This is a genomic window from Sphingomonas sp. SFZ2018-12, assembly GCF_022496715.1.
In the GTDB taxonomy this organism is placed as follows: Bacteria; Pseudomonadota; Alphaproteobacteria; order Sphingomonadales; family Sphingomonadaceae; genus Sphingomonas.
This window is the reverse complement of record NZ_WTFM01000002.1, coordinates 222,701-240,652: the sequence shown is the minus strand read 5'-3', so window position 1 is coordinate 240,652 and position 17,952 is coordinate 222,701. Positions and strand designations below refer to the sequence as shown.

General features: G+C 67.3%; 22 protein-coding genes. 15 read left to right on the top strand and 7 right to left on the bottom strand.

Annotated features, from left to right (window positions below):
* Nucleotides 1–18: 18 nt before the first annotated feature.
* From GO308_RS10170 to GO308_RS10145, 6 genes are all read left to right on the top strand, one after another.
* A complete protein-coding gene (locus tag GO308_RS10170) occupies nt 19–813 on the top strand; it encodes a thymidylate synthase (protein ID WP_240885372.1) in 795 nt (264 codons plus the stop codon).
* Complete coding sequence (locus tag GO308_RS10165) at nt 810–1,304, top strand: dihydrofolate reductase (protein WP_240885371.1); 495 nt, start codon at nt 810–812, stop codon at nt 1,302–1,304. Before GO308_RS10170 ends, GO308_RS10165 begins: the two co-directional genes overlap by 4 nt.
* 52 nt (nt 1,305–1,356) lie before the next feature.
* Nucleotides 1,357–2,286, top strand: a complete 930-nt coding sequence (locus tag GO308_RS10160) for a bifunctional riboflavin kinase/FAD synthetase (RefSeq protein ID WP_240885370.1) — start codon at nt 1,357–1,359, stop codon at nt 2,284–2,286.
* 314 nt (nt 2,287–2,600) lie between these two features.
* On the top strand, nt 2,601–5,723 hold the full coding sequence (gene ileS / locus GO308_RS10155) for an isoleucine--tRNA ligase (RefSeq protein WP_240885369.1): 3,123 nt from the start codon (nt 2,601–2,603) through the stop codon (nt 5,721–5,723).
* Nucleotides 5,723–6,256: a signal peptidase II gene (gene lspA / locus GO308_RS10150; RefSeq protein ID WP_066550827.1), complete on the top strand. Its 534-nt coding sequence runs from the start codon at nt 5,723–5,725 to the stop codon at nt 6,254–6,256. Before ileS ends, lspA begins: the two co-directional genes overlap by 1 nt.
* A complete protein-coding gene (locus tag GO308_RS10145; RefSeq protein WP_066550828.1) occupies nt 6,249–6,677 on the top strand; it encodes a DUF3035 domain-containing protein in 429 nt (142 codons plus the stop codon). The genes lspA and GO308_RS10145 overlap by 8 nt, the downstream gene beginning before the upstream one ends.
* Nucleotides 6,678–6,743: 66 nt before the next feature.
* Here GO308_RS10145 and GO308_RS10140 read toward each other — a convergent pair whose 3' ends face one another.
* The 4 genes from GO308_RS10140 to GO308_RS10125 all read right to left on the bottom strand — a co-directional run bounded on the left by GO308_RS10140 (nt 6,744) and on the right by GO308_RS10125 (nt 9,192).
* On the bottom strand, nt 6,744–7,592 hold the full coding sequence (locus GO308_RS10140; RefSeq protein ID WP_240885368.1) for a TorF family putative porin: 849 nt from the start codon (nt 7,590–7,592) through the stop codon (nt 6,744–6,746).
* 207 nt (nt 7,593–7,799) lie between these two features.
* Nucleotides 7,800–8,264 (bottom strand): RidA family protein, encoded by a 465-nt coding sequence (locus tag GO308_RS10135; protein ID WP_240885367.1) that lies wholly within the window; start codon nt 8,262–8,264, stop codon nt 7,800–7,802.
* A gap of 32 nt (nt 8,265–8,296) precedes the next feature.
* Nucleotides 8,297–8,920 carry a hypothetical protein gene (locus GO308_RS10130; RefSeq protein WP_066483552.1) on the bottom strand — a complete coding sequence of 208 codons (624 nt, stop codon included), beginning with the start codon at nt 8,918–8,920 and terminating at the stop codon, nt 8,297–8,299.
* The gene (locus GO308_RS10125) at nt 8,905–9,192 is read right to left on the bottom strand and encodes a DUF3572 domain-containing protein (RefSeq protein WP_240885366.1); all 288 of its coding nucleotides are present in this window, start codon (nt 9,190–9,192) and stop codon (nt 8,905–8,907) included. The genes GO308_RS10130 and GO308_RS10125 overlap by 16 nt, the downstream gene beginning before the upstream one ends.
* A gap of 40 nt (nt 9,193–9,232) precedes the next feature.
* Here GO308_RS10125 and GO308_RS10120 point away from each other — a divergent pair, with 40 nt between their 5' ends.
* From GO308_RS10120 to GO308_RS10110, 3 genes are all read left to right on the top strand, one after another.
* Nucleotides 9,233–9,595 (top strand): response regulator, encoded by a 363-nt coding sequence (locus GO308_RS10120; RefSeq protein ID WP_066483554.1) that lies wholly within the window; start codon nt 9,233–9,235, stop codon nt 9,593–9,595.
* A gap of 84 nt (nt 9,596–9,679) precedes the next feature.
* Nucleotides 9,680–10,126, top strand: coding sequence for a DUF4442 domain-containing protein (locus GO308_RS10115; protein ID WP_197417071.1), 447 nt, complete (start codon nt 9,680–9,682; stop codon nt 10,124–10,126).
* Nucleotides 10,123–10,707, top strand: a complete 585-nt coding sequence (locus GO308_RS10110) for a TetR/AcrR family transcriptional regulator (RefSeq protein WP_066483556.1) — start codon at nt 10,123–10,125, stop codon at nt 10,705–10,707. Before GO308_RS10115 ends, GO308_RS10110 begins: the two co-directional genes overlap by 4 nt.
* A gap of 18 nt (nt 10,708–10,725) precedes the next feature.
* On the opposite strand, the gene rpmG is transcribed toward GO308_RS10110, so the two are convergent.
* Complete coding sequence (rpmG, locus tag GO308_RS10105; protein ID WP_066483558.1) at nt 10,726–10,893, bottom strand: 50S ribosomal protein L33; 168 nt, start codon at nt 10,891–10,893, stop codon at nt 10,726–10,728.
* Nucleotides 10,894–11,194: 301 nt separating this feature from the next.
* On the opposite strand from rpmG, the gene GO308_RS10100 reads away from it, so the two are divergent.
* Together GO308_RS10100 and GO308_RS10095 are read left to right on the top strand one after the other, a co-directional pair.
* Nucleotides 11,195–11,692, top strand: a complete 498-nt coding sequence (locus GO308_RS10100; protein ID WP_066483561.1) for a DNA starvation/stationary phase protection protein — start codon at nt 11,195–11,197, stop codon at nt 11,690–11,692.
* Nucleotides 11,693–11,723: 31 nt separating this feature from the next.
* Nucleotides 11,724–13,316, top strand: a complete 1,593-nt coding sequence (locus GO308_RS10095) for a cisplatin damage response ATP-dependent DNA ligase (RefSeq protein WP_240885807.1) — start codon at nt 11,724–11,726, stop codon at nt 13,314–13,316.
* Between the two features lie 15 nt (nt 13,317–13,331).
* Here the strand turns inward: GO308_RS10095 and GO308_RS10090 are convergent, their stop codons facing one another.
* Entirely contained in the window at nt 13,332–14,213 is an 882-nt protein-coding gene (locus tag GO308_RS10090) for a glutaminyl-peptide cyclotransferase (RefSeq protein WP_240885365.1), read from the bottom strand.
* A gap of 30 nt (nt 14,214–14,243) precedes the next feature.
* Nucleotides 14,244–15,029: a cold-shock protein gene (locus GO308_RS18615; RefSeq protein ID WP_276616520.1), complete on the bottom strand. Its 786-nt coding sequence runs from the start codon at nt 15,027–15,029 to the stop codon at nt 14,244–14,246.
* 204 nt (nt 15,030–15,233) lie between these two features.
* Between GO308_RS18615 and GO308_RS10075 the strand changes: the two genes are divergently transcribed.
* The 4 genes from GO308_RS10075 to GO308_RS10060 all read left to right on the top strand — a co-directional run bounded on the left by GO308_RS10075 (nt 15,234) and on the right by GO308_RS10060 (nt 17,912).
* Nucleotides 15,234–16,037 carry a TerC family protein gene (locus GO308_RS10075; RefSeq protein ID WP_066483720.1) on the top strand — a complete coding sequence of 268 codons (804 nt, stop codon included), beginning with the start codon at nt 15,234–15,236 and terminating at the stop codon, nt 16,035–16,037.
* Nucleotides 16,038–16,097: 60 nt separating this feature from the next.
* Nucleotides 16,098–16,718 carry a ribonuclease D gene (locus tag GO308_RS10070; protein WP_240885364.1) on the top strand — a complete coding sequence of 207 codons (621 nt, stop codon included), beginning with the start codon at nt 16,098–16,100 and terminating at the stop codon, nt 16,716–16,718.
* On the top strand, nt 16,711–17,355 hold the full coding sequence (lptC, locus tag GO308_RS10065; protein WP_066550845.1) for an LPS export ABC transporter periplasmic protein LptC: 645 nt from the start codon (nt 16,711–16,713) through the stop codon (nt 17,353–17,355). The genes GO308_RS10070 and lptC overlap by 8 nt, the downstream gene beginning before the upstream one ends.
* A gap of 77 nt (nt 17,356–17,432) precedes the next feature.
* Nucleotides 17,433–17,912 carry an LptA/OstA family protein gene (locus GO308_RS10060; RefSeq protein WP_231726045.1) on the top strand — a complete coding sequence of 160 codons (480 nt, stop codon included), beginning with the start codon at nt 17,433–17,435 and terminating at the stop codon, nt 17,910–17,912.
* Nucleotides 17,913–17,952: the final 40 nt, after the last annotated feature.

Sequence of the window (17,952 nt, the reverse complement as noted above, 5' to 3'; positions counted from 1 at the left end):
CCGCTACCGTCCTGACCCATGCGGCAATATCATGAGCTGATGCAGCGCGCGCTCGATCACGGCGCGGAGACGATGGATCGAACGGGCGTCGGCACGCGGTCGGTGTTCGGGCACCAGATGCGCTTCGACCTGGCGGAGGGCTTTCCGCTGGTCACGACCAAGAAGCTGCATCTGCGATCGATCATCATCGAATTGCTGTGGTTCCTGCGCGGCGACACCAATGTCCGCTGGCTGCAGGAACGCAGGGTCAGCATCTGGAACGAATGGGCGGACGAGGCGGGCGAGCTCGGCCCGGTCTATGGCAAGCAGTGGCGGCACTGGGAAACCGCCGACCACCGCGAGGTGGATCAGATCGCCCAGCTGATCGACATGATCCGCACCAACCCCGCGTCGCGCCGCCAGATCGTCAGCGCATGGAACCCGGGCGAGCTCGACCGCATGGCGCTGGCACCCTGCCACTGCCTGTTCCAGACTTATGTCGCCAACGGCCGGCTGTCGCTCCAGCTCTATCAGCGTTCCGCCGACATCTTCCTGGGCGTGCCGTTCAACATCGCGTCCTATGCGCTGCTGACCCACATGATCGCCCAGCAATGCGACCTGGAGCCGGGCGAGTTCATCTGGACCGGCGGCGATTGCCACCTTTACGCCAATCATCTGGATCAGGCGCGGCTGCAATTGTCGCGCACGCCGGGGCCGCTGCCGCGGCTGGAGATCACGCGCCGCCCCGACGCGATCGACGGCTATGCGTTCGAGGATTTCGTGATCCACGATTACGTCGCCGACCCGCATATCGCCGCCCCGGTGGCGGTTTGATCACGCTCATCCTGGCGCGCGCGCGCAATGGGGTGATCGGGTGCGACAACCGCCTGCCCTGGCACCTGCCGGCCGACCTCAAGCGGTTCAAGGCGCTGACCATGGGCAAGCCGATGGTGATGGGGCGCAAGACGTTCGAGGGCTTTCCAGCGCCACTGCCCGGCCGCCGCCATATCGTGCTGACCCGCGATGCAGCCTGGCAGGCACCGGGCGCGGAGGTGACGTACGATGTCGATGCGGCGCTGGCGCTGGCCGGCGACGTGCCCGAAATCGCGGTGATCGGCGGGGCGCAGGTCTTTGCCCTGTTCCTGGGCCGCGCCGACCGGGTCGAGTTGACCGAAGTGCACCTGGACGCGGTCGGCGACGCGGTCGTCCCGCCCTTTGGCCCCGACTGGCGCGAGGTCGCGCGTGTGTCCAACGCCGCAGCCCACGGCCGACCGGCGTTCGATTACGTCACGCTCGCGCGCGATCCGCCGCCGCCCGCGGCATGATCTGCGGACCACGCCCTTTCCCAGCACCGCCCGACCCCCTATAGCCGCGCGCATGGAGCGGCTGGACGGCGGCTCGGCGGTGCCGGCGGCGTTTCGCGGCGGCATCGTCGCGCTCGGCAATTTCGATGGCTTTCATCTGGGGCACCAGGCAGTGGTGGGCCGCGCGGTCGCGATGGCACGCGCGGCCGGCCGCCCGGCGATCGTCGCGACCTTCGATCCGCATCCGGTGCGCTATTTCCGGCCCGACGCGCCACCCTTCCGCCTGACCACGCTCGACCAGCGCCAGCGACTGTTCGGCGCGGCGGGGGCGGACGCGATGCTGGTCTTCGCCTTCAACGCCGACCTCGCCAGCCTGTCGGCGGCCGAGTTCGCACAGGCGCGGCTGGTCGAACGGGTCGGTGCGGCGGGGGTGGTGACGGGCGCGGACTTCACCTTCGGCAAGGGGCGCGACGGCGATGTCGATGTGCTGGCGCGGCTGGGCGATGCGATGGGCTTTGCGACCGCCACCGTCGCCCCGGTCGCCGATGGTGGCGACATCGTGTCGTCGAGCCGCATCCGCGAGGCGCTGAAGGCCGGCCGCCCGCGCGAGGCCGCCGCGCTGCTGACCCGGCCGTTCGCGATCGAGGGGATGGTGGAGCCGGGGGCGAAACTGGGGCGCGAGCTCGGCTATCCGACCGCCAATCTGCGGCTGGGCAGTTACCTCCGGCCCGCGTACGGCATCTATGCGGTGCGCGGGCGGATCGCCGACGGGCGCGTGCTCGACGGGGTCGCGAACCTGGGCATCCGGCCGTCCTTCGACCCGCCGATCGAGCTGCTCGAACCCTATTTCTTCGACTTTTCCGGCGATCTCTATGACCAGCGGATCGAAGTGGAGCTGATCGAGTATCTGCGGCCTGAGGCGAAGTTCGACGATCTGGAGGCGCTAAAGGCCCAGATGGCGCGCGATTGTGACGCGGCGCGTGCGGCTTTGGCGGTGGAGTGAATCCCGCGAAGGCGCGAAGGCGCGAAGAGGGTGGTTTTCACGCAGAGGCGCGGAGGACGCGGAGGTGTTTCACAGGCTGCCAGGGTCCGATGCGATAGCGGCCTTTATGCCTTCTGAGCGGTGCGATTAAGGTCTCGCTGGCGCGAGTCGGTTCCACCCGCACACCCCCTCCGCGCCCTCTGCCCTCTGCGTGAACCCCCTTTCCCTCTCCCTTTGCGCCTTCGCGCCTTCGCGCGAACCAAAATCCTTCCTCATCCCGCCCGCACGAAACGGATTTGTTCCGCCGCGCCCTATTCGCTAAGGCGCGCTTTCCTATGACCGACACGACCGATCCGAAGCGCGATTATCGCGACACCGTATTCCTGCCGACCACCGACTTTCCGATGAAGGCCGGCCTGGCGCAGAAGGAGCCCGCGATCCTGGAACGCTGGGCGCGGATCGGCGTCTATGATCGCCTGCGCGAGCAACGCGCGGGGCGCGAGCGCTTCATCCTGCATGATGGCCCCCCCTATGCGAATGGCGACATTCACATGGGCCATGCGATGAACAAGGTGCTGAAGGACATCGTGGTGCGCAGCCAGTCCCTGCTCGGCAAGGACGCGCCCTATGTGCCCGGCTGGGATTGCCACGGCCTGCCGATCGAATGGAAGATCGAGGAAGCCTATCGCAAGAAGAAGCAGAACAAGGACGAGGTGCCGCCGGCCGAGTTCCGCGCCGAATGCCGCGCCTATGCCCAGCATTGGGTGGGGGTGCAGGCCGCGCAGTTCCAGCGGCTGGGGGTGATGGGCGACTGGGCCGACCCGTACCTCACCATGAAGTTCGACGCCGAAGCGACGATCGCGGGTGAATTGCTCAAGTTTGCGGAAAGCGGCCAGCTCTATCGCGGCGCCAAGCCGGTGATGTGGTCGCCGGTCGAAAAGACCGCGCTGGCCGAAGCCGAGGTCGAATATGAGGATGTGACGTCGACGCAGATCGACGTGGCGTTCGAGATCGTCGAGGCGCCCAACGCGCCCGAGCTGGTCGGGGCCTATGCGGTGATCTGGACGACGACGCCGTGGACGATCCCGGTGAACCAGGCTTTGGCTTATGGGGAGGAGGTTGAGTATGTCCTTCTTGAGATGGCCCCAACCATGTTCAGCTTCGAAGGCACCGAGCCCGAGGTTGATGGCCCGAGTCTGGCTGGCAGGAAGTTCCTAGTCGCTGAAGCCCTCATGGAAGAGTTCTATGAGCGGATCGAGGAGGGAGTGGTTGCTCCTCAAGGGGTCGGCGTTACCGCATCTGGTGTTGTAAAGTGGCGTGGCAAAGGCACCGCCCTCGCCGGGGCCAAGGTGCGCCATCCGATGGCCAGCCCCCTTCGTCATTCCCGCGAAGGCGGGAATCCATACTCATTGGGTTCGGCGACTATGGACCCCCGCCTTCGCGGGGGTGACGAAACTGGGGAAGCGGGTGCAGGGAAGGTGGCCTCTTTCTTTGAGCGCCTCCGTCCCATGCTCCCCGGCGATTTCGTCACCACCGATGCCGGCACCGGCCTGGTCCACATGTCGCCCGATCATGGCGAAGACGACTTTGCCCTGTGCAAGGCGCATGGCATCGATCCCGTCTTCGCGGTGATGGACGATGGCCGCTATCGCGACGACTGGGCGTGGCTGGGCGGCAGCGACGAGCGGCGGTTGAGCGTCATCAACCCGAAGCTCAACGCGCCCGAGGGGCCGATCTGTTCGGACCTGCGCGACGCGGGGGCATTGCTGTCGGCGGGGCCGTTCCAGCACAGCTATCCGCACAGCTGGCGGTCGAAGGCGCGGGTCATTTTCCGCTGCACGCCGCAATGGTTTATCCCGATGGATGGGAAACGTGTCTCGACTTCGCTCGACACGAACGGTGTTGAGGGCTCAAGCAATTCCCCGCTCGTTTCGAGCGAAGTCGAGAAACGTGTCGCGGGCGCGGCCGCCGACGAACTGCCCGGCTTCGCCCAGGCGGCGGGGTTCGGGCCGGTGGTCGATCCCGCCGGCAATGCGGCCACCCTGCGCGAGCTGGCGCTCGACGCGATCGATCGCACGCGGTTCGTGCCGGAAAAGGGCCGCAACCGCATCCGCGCGATGGTGGAGGGGCGGCCCGACTGGGTGATCAGCCGCCAGCGCGCCTGGGGCGTGCCGATCGCGCTCTATGTCAATCGTCACACCGGCGATTTTCTGCGCGACCCGGCGGTCAATGCCCGCATCCTGGAGGCGTTCCGCACCGGCGGCGCGGATGCCTGGTACGTCGCCGATCACCAGGCGCTGCTTGGGCCGGACCACAGCCTTGCCGATTATGAGGTCGTGACCGACATTCTCGACGTGTGGTTCGATTCAGGCTCGACCCACAGCTTCGTGATCGAGCAGCGCTATGGCGCGGGCGTGCGCGCCAACCTGTATCTCGAAGGTTCCGATCAGCATCGCGGCTGGTTCCAGTCGTCGTTGCTGGAAAGCGCGGGCACGCGCGGGCGCGCGCCTTATGACGCGGTGCTGACCCACGGTTTCGCGCTCGACGGCAATGGCCGCAAGATGTCGAAGTCGCTCGGCAATGTCGTCGATCCGCTGAAGGTGATCGACGAAAGCGGTGCCGACATCCTGCGGCTATGGGTCGCGCAGACCGATTATTTCGAGGATGTGCGGATCGGCAAGGAAGTGCTTGCCGGCACCGGCGACGCCTATCGCAAGCTGCGCAATACCTTCCGCTACCTGCTCGGCGCGCTCGCCGGCTTCGACGACTCCGAGCGCGTGGCGGTCGAGCGGATGCCCGAGCTGGAGCGCTATATCCTCAACCGGCTGGGCGTGCTTGATGCCGAGCTGCGCGCGGCGGCGGAGGCGTACGAGTTCAACCGCTATGCCCGCGCGCTCACTGATTTCGCCAATGAGGATCTGTCGGCGTTCTTCTTCGATATCCGCAAGGACAGCCTGTATTGCGATGCGCCGGACAGCATCAAGCGCCGCGCGTGCCGCACCGTTCTCGACATCCTGTTCCACGCATTGGTCCGCTATGCCGCGCCGATCCTGTGCTTCACCGCCGAGGAAGTGTGGCAGGCGCGCTTCCCGAGCGACGACGGCTCGGTCCATTTCCTGGAATGGCCCGACTTGCCCGCGCTGCCCGGCGACGATGCGATCGGGACCAACTGGGCCGATGTCCGTCGCCTGCGCGAACAGGTGACCGAGGCGATCGAACCCTATCGCCGCGACAAGCTGATCCGCTCCAGCCTGGAAGCCGACGTGACCGTCCCGGACCTGCCGCTGCCCGCGGACGAACTGGCCGAGCTGTTCATCGTCGCCGCGGTCCGTAAAGCCGACGGGCCGATCACCGTCGCCCGCACGGCGCATCACAAATGCGGTCGCTGCTGGCGGCTGCTGCCCGAAGTGACGCAGGATGGCGCGTTGTGCGATCGCTGCGCCGGGGTGCTGGCGTGATGTTGCCGGTGCGTCGCCTCGCGCTCATGGTGGCCGCTGCGGTCGTCATCGTCGATCAGCTGGTCAAATATTGGGTGACGGGGCCGCTGGGCCTCGATCATCTCGGCGCGGCGATTCCGGTCGTGCCGATCTTCACTTTGCGCTTCGTCGCCAATGACGGCGTGTCGCTCGGCCTGTTCCAGGCGCAAAGCGACATGGCGCGCTGGTTGCTGGTGCTGATGACCGGGGCGATCGCTTCGGGCGTCGCGTTCTGGATCTTCCGTGAGCGCAACCGCTGGGACCTGATCGCGCTCGGTCTGGTGCTGGGCGGCGCGGTCGGCAACATCATCGACCGGGTGCGGCTGGGCTATGTCATCGACTATGCCGACCTGCATTTCGGCGAGTGGAGCCCGTTTTTGGTCTTCAATGTCGCCGATGCCGCGATTAGCATCGGCGTCGCGATCCTGTTGCTGCGCGCGTTGCTGGTGCGCGAGCCGAAAGCGGCGCCCGGTGGCGCCGATGATGAATTGTCCGTGGAGAAACCGAATGCGTGAGCGTGCCGTCCCCGCCCTTCTGCCGGCGCTTTTGTCTGGCGGCCTGATTCTGTCGCTCGGTGCCTGCGGGTCTTCCGGGCTGAACCGCGAGCGTCCCGATGAATTCGCGGTCGCGCGTCAGGCGCCGCTGGTCATCCCGCCCGATTATTCGCTGGTCCCGCCCCAGCCCGGTGTCGCCCGGCCGCAGGACAACAGCCCGGCCAGCCAGGCGCTCGACGCGCTGTTCGGTGGCGAGGCACCGCGCAGCGAGACCGAGCGTGCGGCCCTGCGCGAAGCGGGCGCGGACACCGCCGATGCCGGGGTGCGGTCGGCGGTCGGCGACCCGTCGACGCTGGTCCTCAACAAGGGGCCGACGACGCGCGACATCATCGCCGCACCCGAAGGCGACGGCCAGACCGCGCGCGTCGCGATCGGCGGCTGAGCAGGTCAAGAATTGGCGGGGAGGGGCCGCGCGAGATCATCGCAGCCCCGTCCCGTACCGTTGTGATCAGAAGGACTTGCTGATCGAGAATACGAGGGTCGCATCGGCGATCGATCCGACGCCGTCATTCCCCTCCGAAAAATTCGGCTGGAGGTACAGCGACTCGCCGTTGGAAATGTCGGTATCGACATAGGCGATGCCGAGCGTCAGGCCCGCGACGACCACGTCCGCACCCAGCGACCAGTCGACATAGCTGCCGGTCGGCGCCACGCTGGTGCCGTTGGGGCCGAGGCCGGGATTGCCGTCCGAGGCGCCGATATGCGCCTTCAGCGTGACCGGCGTGTTGGGGATGCCGACCGCGGCATCGCCGGAGACATAGAAATTGTCTTCCTTGTCGCCCGGATCGTCGGGCAGGCCCGCCGCCGACGCCGCGCCGGTGAAGAACACATTGCCCAGGGCGCGCTGGCTGGGCGCATAGGCGACGCCCGCGGTCAGCGAAACCGGACCGACCGTGCCCGACAGCTTTGCATAAAGTTCGGCGAAGTCGGTGGTGTCGGCACCGCCGGGATACATGTACCACACAAGGCCGGCGTCCAGCGTGCCACCGCCGCCGACCGGCAGCTTGTAGCCCGCAAACAGGTCGAGTTCGGTATTCGACCCGCCAAAGGTGCCCCATCCGGCCAGGTTCGACCCCCAGAAGCCGCCATAGAGGCCGCTTTCATGGTTGAGCGTCACGCCGCCCTGCACCGCAATTTCCTTGTCGGTCTGCGAAACACCGCGAAAGCGATAATCGGTGAACAGGCCGACGCTGCCCGAGACGGTGACGGGGGGTGCGGGTTCGGTTTCGTCCTGAGCGAACGCGGGAGTTGCCGCGGTGAGCGCGAGCGCACCGGCCAGAAGTGTCGAGAAACGCATCGTGTTTTTCCTTTATGAAGACGATGGTTCCGCCTGCGCCGCGCCCCGCCAGGTCTGTTTGAATGGAGTCAATGCTCCGCATGGTCCGGCCGCAACGCAACAAGATTGCACGCTACCGCAGCTGCGAGCAATAACGCGCAAGGTCAAAATAATGCGATTGCGAAATGCTGTTGCAGTGCAGCAACACATTCCCGCGGATGCGACAGGTCAGTCGATCGCGACGACCGCGTCGATTTCGACGACGACGCCCAGCGGCAATGCCGGCACGCCGACGGCACTGCGGGCATGGCGCCCGGCGTCGCCGAACAGGGCCACCATCAATTCGGAGGCGCCGTTGGCGACCTTGGGCTGATCGGTGAAGTCGGCGGCGCTGTTGACGAACACCCCGAGCTTGACGACGCGGCGGACGCGGCCGAGGTCGCCGAGCGCCGCCTTCAACTGCGCGAGGATCATCAGCGCGCAACGCTGGGCGGCCGCCTGGGCATAATCGAGGTCGCGATTCTCGCCGGCGCGGCCCTTCATCAGCTCGCCGCCGGCGTCGAACGGGACCTGGCCCGACACATGGGCGAGGCCGCCCGCGACGACCACCGGGACATAGGCCGCGACGGGCGCGGCAGCGGCGGGCAGGTCAAGGCCGAGTTCGGCCAGCTTCGCTTCGATCGGATCGCTCATGGCCCGAGCCAAATCATCCCCGGCTGCCAGCGTCAAGCCGAAGCCGGCTGTCCGTGCGCAAAACGATCGGCGATCCATGCCCGTGCCTCCTGCCAGTCGTCGATGCGCGCGTGCGCCGCCGGCGCCGCCGGGATCGCGCGCGCCAGCACCGGCTCCGCGACCATGTGCAGCCGGTGGACCTCCGGCGCGTGGCGGGCGACCGAATCATGGTGGACGCCAAGGTCGTCGACGAAAACCGTGACCGGCGCGCGATATTCCGCGACCAGCGCGGCGACCGGCCCGCCCTTGCCGCCCTGGTTGCATTCGACGCGATGGGCGATGCCGTGGGCGGCGAGCTGTTCGATTCGATGGGGGCGGCAGTTATCGGCAAGGTTGGTGAGGATGACGATGTCGGCATCCCTTGCCAGAGCGGTCAGCGCGTCGAGCGCGCCGGGCACCAGCGTCTGCCTGGCCATCTGGGCGGGAAAGAAGCCGTCGAGATAGGTCCATATTTCGCCCGGCGCGACCGGTTCGCCGTCGCGGCGACGCAGCGATTGGGCGAAGTTGCCGTTCGCAAGGTCGAGATCGATCGCGTGATCCTCGGCAAGCCAGCTGCCGAAATGGCGGACCATGTGCAAAAGCACCTCGTCGCAGTCGCAGATCAGCAGGGGCCGCATGACGACTCCAGCACGTCGCGCGCACGCACCAGGGCGGGCGGGTCGATCGCCAATGCGGTCGCGCACGCGACCAGGTCGGGTTCATGCGCGGCGATATGGTCGATGACGGCGCGCAGGATGACCGGATCGCCGGCACGCGCACGCAACGTCGCGACATCCAGCCCGGTCAGCGCCAGGAAGCGTTCGGCGCGCGCAGGTTCGCCGATCAGCCAGCCCAGCGCGCGGAGCGCGAGCAGCTCGGCGTCATCGGCAGCATTTGTCACATCGTGCATCATCGCTTAAGGATTCGCTCCAACCGGACGGGATACGCGCGTGACAAAACGGGTGCTCGTTGTCGAGGACAACGAACTCAACCTCAAGCTGTTTTGCGATTTGTTGCGTGCCCACGGGTTCGTCGCGGAGCCGATCCGCGACGGGCGGGAGGCGATGGTCCGCGCGCAGCAGTTCGACCCGCATCTGGTGATCATGGACATCCAGATGCCGCATGTGACCGGGCTGGAACTGATCACGCTGATGCGCGCCGACCCCGAGCTTGCGCAGGTGCCGATCATGGCGGTCACCGCCTATTCGGGGCGCGAGGACGAGGAGCGTATCCGCGCGGCCGGCGCCAGCGCCTATGTGTCCAAGCCGATTTCGCTCGCCCGTTTCATCGAGGAGGTCCGTCAGCTGCTGTGATGGTCCGCCATCGTTCGTATGGCTTGCCCGTTCACGCATGCCGGGATATGTATCCACTGGACACATGGGCGGGAGGAAGCGGCGATGGACGTGCTCGAGATGATCCGCGCCGGGATGACGCGCTCGGTCCCGTTCGCGCAGCTGACCGGCATCGAACTGATGTCGGTCGAACCCGGACGCGCCATCGCGCAGCTCGTCCAGCGCGCCGACGTCAGCAACCATATCGGCACCCTGCATGCCGGGGCCCTGTTCACACTGGGCGAAACCGTCTCCGGCGCGGCGATGAGCGGTCTGTTCGCGGAACAGCTCGCGCGGCTCCGGCCGGTCGCCACCGGGGCGACGATCGGTTATCTTCGCTCGGCGCGCGGCACGGTGCGCGCCGTGGCGACGGTCGATGGCGATGCCGACGGCCTGCGCGACACGCTGGCGCGGGAGGGCAAGGTGGCGTTCGACGCCATGGTCGCGATCACCGATGAACAGGCGGTTGAGGTGGCGTCGATGACCGTCGGCTGGCAGGTCCGCCGGACATGAACGCCGGGACGCACACCCGGCCGGAGGGCGCCTATCACCACGGCGAGCTCGAACGCGCGGCGCGCGACCTCGCGATCGATATGGTTCGCGAACAGGGCGCGGCTGGGGTGTCGATGCGGGCGCTCGCCGCGCGCGTCGGGGTGACGCACGGCGCGCTGTACCGACATTTCCCGGATCGCGCGGCGCTGATGGCGTCGGTAGCGGCGCATGGCTATCGCCTGCTGGCGGCGTGTCTCGTCGGGGTGACCGAAACAGCCGCGGGTGTCGGCGACCCGTCGCGCGCCTTCGTGCGCGCCTATGCCGGATTCGCGCTGGTCGAACCGCGATTGCATGATGTGATGATGGCGCATGATGCCGCCGCGATTCGCGCGCATGACGAGCTGTCCGGCGCGGTCGACGCTGTCACCAATCTGTGTCTGTCGGCATTCAGCGGGATCGACCCGGTCGATGCCCGCGACCGCGTGATCGCGGCCTGGTCGCTGGCGACGGGCGCGATCAGCCTGTGGCGCGCCGGGCTGATCCACGCGGCGGACGAGGCGGGATTCCTCGCCTATCTCGATCGGCTGGCCGACGGCGCCTAGGCCGCGGCCAGACGGGACTTACTTGATCTTCGCTTCCTTGAACTCGACGTGCTTGCGCACGACGGGGTCATATTTGCGGAACGACATCTTTTCGGTCTGGTTGCGCGGGTTCTTCTTGGTGACATAGAAGAATCCGGTGTCAGCGGTGCTGACCAGCTTGATCTTGACGGTGGTCGGCTTTGCCATGACCCAAATCCCTTGGCGCTACAACGCGTTCGCGTGAAAAGAAGAACAGCGGCGCGCACAGGCGGCCGCTGACAGACGGCAGCCCATGCGGCGACGGCCGCGAAAAGTCAAGCGCGCCCGCGCGCGTGCCCGGCGCGATCAAACGCACGACCGCAATTCCGCCCGCTTGAAGTGTGGCGATCGCCCGCCACATTGGAGTGGACGGGCGGCGCGACGATCTCCGAACGGACCCTTTCACGGAATCATTCGTTGCCAGATCGAACCGACATCAACGGACGCAAACAATCGGAGAAGCTTTCCCATGGCCGACACCAACGCCGCGCTGCGCACCCCGACCGACCTCACGTCCAATGCCGCGAAGACCGTGGCTCAGGCGCTGAACGGCATTCTTGCCGACAGCTATGCGCTCTACCTCAAGACCAAGAATTTTCACTGGCACGTCTCGGGCCCGCATTTCCGCGACTATCACCTGATGCTCGATGATCAGGCCGCCCAGATCCTGGCGACGACCGACGCGATCGCGGAGCGCGTGCGCAAGACCGGCAACACGACCCTGCGGTCGATCGGCGACATTGCGCGCCACCAAACGATCAAGGACAATGACGACGACTATGTCGCCCCGGACAAGATGCTGGCCGAACTGCGCGAGGACAATCTGAAGCTCGTCGAATTGCTCCGGGAAGCCAAGGATATCGTCGACGAGGCCAAGGACAACGCGACGAGTGGCATCCTCGATGAGTGGACCGACCAGGCCGAGGAGCGCGCCTGGTTCCTGTTTGAAGCCAGCCGCAAGGGCTGACCACGAACGGCCGGGGCAGGGGGTCGCAAACATTCACGCCTTTGCGACCCTGCTCGACCGGCTGACCTATACGCGTTCGCGCAACGCCAAGCTGCGCCTGATTGCCGATTATCTGCGCGCCACGCCCGACCCCGACCGGGGTTGGGCGATGGCGGCGCTGACGGGTGATCTCGATCTGCCGGGGGTCAAACCCGTGGCGATTCGCGCGCTGATCGGCGAGCGGACCGATCCGATCCTGTTTGCGATGAGCCGCGATTTCGTCGGCGATACGGCTGAAACGGTCGCGCTGCTGTGGCCCGAACCGCCCCCGGGCAACGGCGCTGGCATGTCGCCGCCTTCATTGGCTCAGGCCGTCGACGAGCTGCGCGAATCGCCCCGCGCCGAGGCGCCGGCGCGACTGGCGGCAATGCTCGACCGCCTCGATGCCGATGCGCGATTCGCGCTGCTGAAGCTCGCGACCGGCGGTCTGCGCGTCGGCGTGTCGGCGCGTCTCGCCAAGACCGCGCTCGCCCAGGCGTTCGGCCTCGACGTCGATGCGGTCGAAGAGGTCTGGCACGCGCTTGCTCCGCCCTATCTCGCGCTTTTCGACTGGGGCGAGGGGCGCGCGGCGCAGCCACATGCGGTGGCCATGCCGGTGTTCCGCCCCTTCATGCTCGCACATCCCCTGGAGGACGGCGAAGTCGACCTGGCCGACTATGCGGCCGAATGGAAATGGGACGGCATCCGCGTCCAGATCGTTCATGTCGGCGGCGAGACCCGGCTGTACAGCCGCGCGGGCGACGACATCACCGCATCCTTTCCCGACATTGCGCGCGCGGTCACCTTTCCCGGCGTGCTTGATGGGGAGCTGCTGGTGCGTGGACAGGCGCAGGGCGGTGAGGCGGCAAGTTTCAATGCGTTGCAGCAGCGGCTGGGGCGCAAGCAGGTCTCGGCGCGGATGCTGGCGGACTATCCCGCATTCGTCCGAGTCTATGACCTGTTGTTCGACGGGGCGGAGGATCTGCGCGAACAGCCCTGGGTGGCGCGGCGTGCGCGGCTGGAGGCAGTGGCCTCGCAACTCGACCCTGCGCGCTTCGACCTAAGTACGCTGATCGACACAGCCGATTTCGCCGCGCTCGCCGATATCCGCGCCGGCGCGCGCGACGCGGCGATCGAGGGCGTGATGCTCAAGCATCGCCAGTCGCCCTATGTCGCCGGCCGCCGCGCGGGGCTGTGGTACAAATGGAAGCGCGATCCGCTGACCGCCGACTGCGTGATGATGTATGCCCAGCGCGGCAACGGCCGGCGGTCCTCTTTCTATTCCGACTATACTTTCGGCTGCTGGACGGGCGATCCGGCGGCTGGCGGCGAGCTGCTGCCGGTGGGCAAGGCCTATTCGGGCTTCACCGACGAGGAATTGAAGATGCTCGACCGGTTCGTGCGCAATCACACGGTCCAGCGGTTCGGACCGGTGCGCGAGGTCGAAAAGACGCTGGTGCTCGAGGTCGCGTTCGATTCGATCCACGAATCGCGTCGCCACAAATCGGGGATTGCGATGCGTTTCCCGCGAATCGCGCGCATCCGCACCGACAAGCCCGCGGCGGAGGCCGACATGATCGCAACGTTGCGGCGGATGATCGGCTGAGCGCGCGCTGCCCGATCAGGGCGCGGCGTCGTCCAGCCGGATTTCGAACAGGGTCGGCCAGTATTTGCCGGTGACGAACAGCCGCCGTCGCTCGCCATCCCAGGCGATGCCGTTCAGTACCGCGTCGCGATCCGCCGGCGCGACCTCGCGGACGACCGGGCTCAGGTCGATCGCACGCGTGACCTGACCCGTCGCCGGGTCGATCGCGATGATCAGGTTGCTGAACCAGATATTGGCGAAGATCAGCCCGTCGATGACCTCCAGCTCGTTGAGCCGGTCGACGGGGGTGTCGCCCAGCCGCACGGGGATGCGGCGGCGCTCGGCAAAGTTTGTCGGGTCGAGCACGCGCAGATCGGAAGTGCCGTCGGACAGGATGAGCGAGTCGCCGAGCGTCGTCAGGCCCCAGCCTTCGCCGGGATAGCGGAACTGTCCGCGCGACTTCAGCGTGCGCGCGTCCCACCGGTGCGCGATGCCGCTGGTCCAGGTCAGGCTGATCAGCTCGCCCTGCCAGCGCGCCAGCCCCTCGCCGAATTGCGGGGCGGGGATACGCGCGCGCCTGCGCACCCTGCCCGTCGTCAGGTCGACGCGGCGTACTTCCGACACACCGGGTTGGCCGACGCTTTCGTAGAGCGCGCCGTCGTACCAGATCAGCCCCTGGGTGAACGCACCCGCATCATGCGGGTAGCGCGCGACGATCGTCGCCGATTCGGCGCGAAGCCGCGGCCGGGGCGTGCCGGTCGCAGGTGCGGGCTCGGCAGCTTCCTGGGCGGCGATCGGGGCGGGACCCACGGCAGCGGGCCGTGCAAACAGGATCGGCGCGGTGACCATCGCCACCGCGCCGATTCCAATCATGCTCAGATACCGGGTCGCCATCACGTCGGAACGCAAAGCGTCCACCCCGGGTCCCTCGCCGTCACAAGCTGGCGCTTATTGCGGCGCCTGCAGGTTGACGGCCGCCATTTTGCCGCGCCGATCGACTTCCAGCTCGAATTCGAGCCGGTCGCCCTCGTTGAGCGTCACCATGCCGGCGCGCTCGACCGCGGAGATGTGGACAAAGGCATCGGGCTGTCCGTCGTCGCGCTGGATAAAGCCGAAACCCTTCATCGCGTTGAAGAACTTGACCGTGCCCGACGCGCGCTCGCCGGTCAGCTGGCGCTGCGGGCCACCACGCGGCGCGCCACCGGCCGCGTCGCGCGGGGGCGCGCGATCGGTCACCGGCATCGGTTCGCCGTCGATCTTGAGGTCGGTCGCCGAAATGCGGCCACCGCGATCGACCAGGGTAAAGCCGAGCGGCTGACCCTCGGCCAGCCCGGCCAGCCCGGCCTGCTCCACCGCCGAAATGTGCACGAAGACATCCTCGCCGCCATCGTCGCGGACGATGAAGCCGAAGCCCTTCTGGCCATTGAAGAACTTCACGACGCCCGTAGCTTCGCCGACCACCTGGGGCGGCATGCCGCGACCGCCGCCGGCACCGCCGCCGCGGAACCCACCGCCGCCGCCGCCGCCACCAAAGCCGCCGCCACCGCCGCCGAACCGATCACCGCCGCCGCCAAAGCCGCCGCCGCCAAATCGGTCGCCGCCGCCGCCGCCGAACCGGTCGCCACCACCACCGAAGCGGTCGCCGCCACCAAATCCGCCTTCGTCGCCAAAGAAATCGCGCTTGTCCCTGCCGCGCCCGCCGCGATCACCGCGGCGCCCTCTATCGAAACTCATTGCCCTGTTCGTCTTCCCGGTTCGCCCTTTACAGTCATAATCCCTGGCGCCGGACGATACACGCAGGTCTTCCGGCGCTTTTACACAAGCGCCTCGTGCAAGGTTATACACAGATTTTTTCAGGGCGGCGAACGAAAACTTGAGCCGCACCGCGGCGCGCGGCCGCCTCTTGCCGAATCGCGGGCGGACCGGCATTTGGACGAAATGTCCGATATCATCAGTCTGATCGGCGACCCTGCCGCGTGGGCCGCGCTGCTGACGCTTGTCGTGCTCGAGGTCGTGCTCGGCATCGACAATCTGATCTTCATCTCGATCCTGACCAACAAGTTGCCCCCCGAACGGCAACAGGCCGCGCGGCGAATCGGCATCGGCCTCGCGCTGGTGATGCGCCTCGTCCTGCTGTCGATGATCGCGGTGATCATTTCGCTCAAGGCGCCGGTCTTCGATCTCGGGATCACCGGCGCGCCCGGCGAACATGGCGAACCGACGTTCGAGACGCAGTTTTCGTGGCGCGACCTGATCCTCATCGCCGGCGGTCTGTTCCTGGTGTGGAAGGCGACCAAGGAAATCCATCACACGATGGACGCCGACGAATCGGGTGAGACGCTCGACAAGAAGGGCAAGGGCACGATCGGTTTCGGCCCCGCGATCATCCAGATCATCGCGCTCGACATGGTCTTCTCGATCGATTCGATTCTGACCGCGGTGGGCCTGACCGACATCGTGCCGATCATGATGGCGGCGGTGATCATCACCGTCGGGATCATGCTGGTCGCGGCGGACCCGTTGGCGCGCTTCATCCACCACAACCCGACCGTGGTGATGCTGGCGCTCGGCTTCCTGCTGATGATCGGCGCGGTGCTGATCGCCGACGGCTTCGGCGTGCACGTGCCCAAAGGGTACATCTATGCCGCCATGGCCTTCTCGGCGGGGGTCGAGACGCTCAACATCGTCGCGAGACGGTCGCGGGCGCGCAGGGCGAAGGCGCGCCTCGACCCCGCCAACTGAACCGGGCCGGCACGCGCAGTTTCGATTGAGCGCGCGGGCGGACGCGCCTATGCGGACGCCATGACCGTCCATTTTCACGAAGAAGACCTTCCCCTCGACGTCTTTGCACCCGGTGCCGACATTGCCGTCGATACCGAGACGATGGGCCTGATCACCCCGCGTGACCGACTGTGCGTGGTCCAGCTGTCCGACGGATCGGCCGATGCGCACCTCGTACGCTTCAATCCCGGCAGCGATTATGCCGCGCCCAATCTGCGCGCGGTGCTCGCCGACCGGGCGCGCGTGAAGCTGTATCACTTCGCGCGCTTCGACCTGGCCGCGATCCAGCACTATCTGGGCGTGGTCGCCGCGCCGGTCTATTGCACCAAGATCGCGTCGCGGCTGGTGCGCACCTATACCGACCGGCACGGCCTGAAGGACCTGGTGCGCGAGCTGCTGGGGGTCGAGCTGTCGAAGGCGCAGCAATCGTCCGACTGGGGCGGCCAGGACCTGTCCGATGCGCAGCGCGAATATGCCGCCTCCGACGTGCGCCATCTCCACGCGCTGCGTGCCGAGCTGGACCGGCGGCTGGACCGCGAGGGGCGGACCGCGCTGGCGCGTGCGTGCTTTGAATTCCTGCCGCACCGCGCCGCGCTCGATCTGGCCGGCTGGCCGGAAACCGACCTGTTCGCGCATGTCTGAATGGGCGCGCCAGGATGTCTCGCGCCGGCAGGCGTGGGCGGCACCCGGCGGGTCACATGACCGGATCATCGGCCTGTTGCGCGTGGCGCTCCCCATGGCGATCGGGGTGCTCGCAGCGTTCCTCGTCATGGCGCCGCTGTTCGATGTGGGGGAGATGAGCTTCGTGCTCGACAAGCGCAAGGTCGACGTCGCGGTCGAACGCCTGCGGATCGAGCGCGCGCAATATCGCGGCACCGACACCCGCGGGCGTCCGTTTCAGCTCACCGCGGGCTCGGCTGTGCAGAAGAGCTCGGCCGAACGGATCGTCCAGCTCCAGATGCTCGCCGCCCAGCTTCAGATGGAGGACGGTCCGGCGCGGCTGCGCGCCAATCGCGGCCGCTACGATCTCGATGCCGAGCAGGTCGCGATCGACGGGCCGATCGCGTTCCGTGCCGCCAGCGGCTACACGCTCGACACCCGCGACGCGACGGTCGACCTTCGCAACCGCCGGCTGCGCGGCACCGGCGCGGTGACCGGGACGACGCCGATGGGCCGGTTCAGCGGCGACCGGATGGAGGCCGATCTCGAATCGCGGACCGTCAAGCTCAGCGGCAACGCCCACTTGCGTATCGTGCCGAAGCGATCAAATAGGCCGTGATGAAACCAACCCTGCGCCTCGCCGCCGTCCTGCTCGCGCCGACATTGCCGTTCGGCGGCGTCGCCTCGGGTCCCGCCATGGCCCAGGTGCGGCACAATTCGGCGGCGCCGATCGATTTCGACGCGGCCTATATCGAGCTGCAGGACCGGGCGAACCGCGCCATCCTGTCGGGCGGCGTCGCGATCCGCCAGGCGAACATGACGCTCAACGCCGATCGCGTAACCGTCGCCTATACCGGCGCGGTGATCGACGGCAGCCCACAGGTGTCGCGTCTCGACGCGGCCGGGGGCGTGACGGTGGCCCGCCCGGATCAGAATGCGCGCTCGCGCTATGCGGTCTATGACCTCAACCGCCGGGTCATCACGATGATTGGCGACGTGACGCTGATCCAGGGCAGCAACACCGTGCGCGGCGGCCGGCTGTCGATCAATCTCGACACCGGGCGCGCGACGATCGACGGGTCGGGCGTGGCCAGCGGCGGCCCTGCCGAAGGCGGGGTGACCAACCAGGGCGGTCGGGTCACGGGTCGCTTTTCGGTACCGAAGCGCGGCCAATAGCCGTCTCGCCGACGCGACTCGCGCCGGAACGCGATGAAAT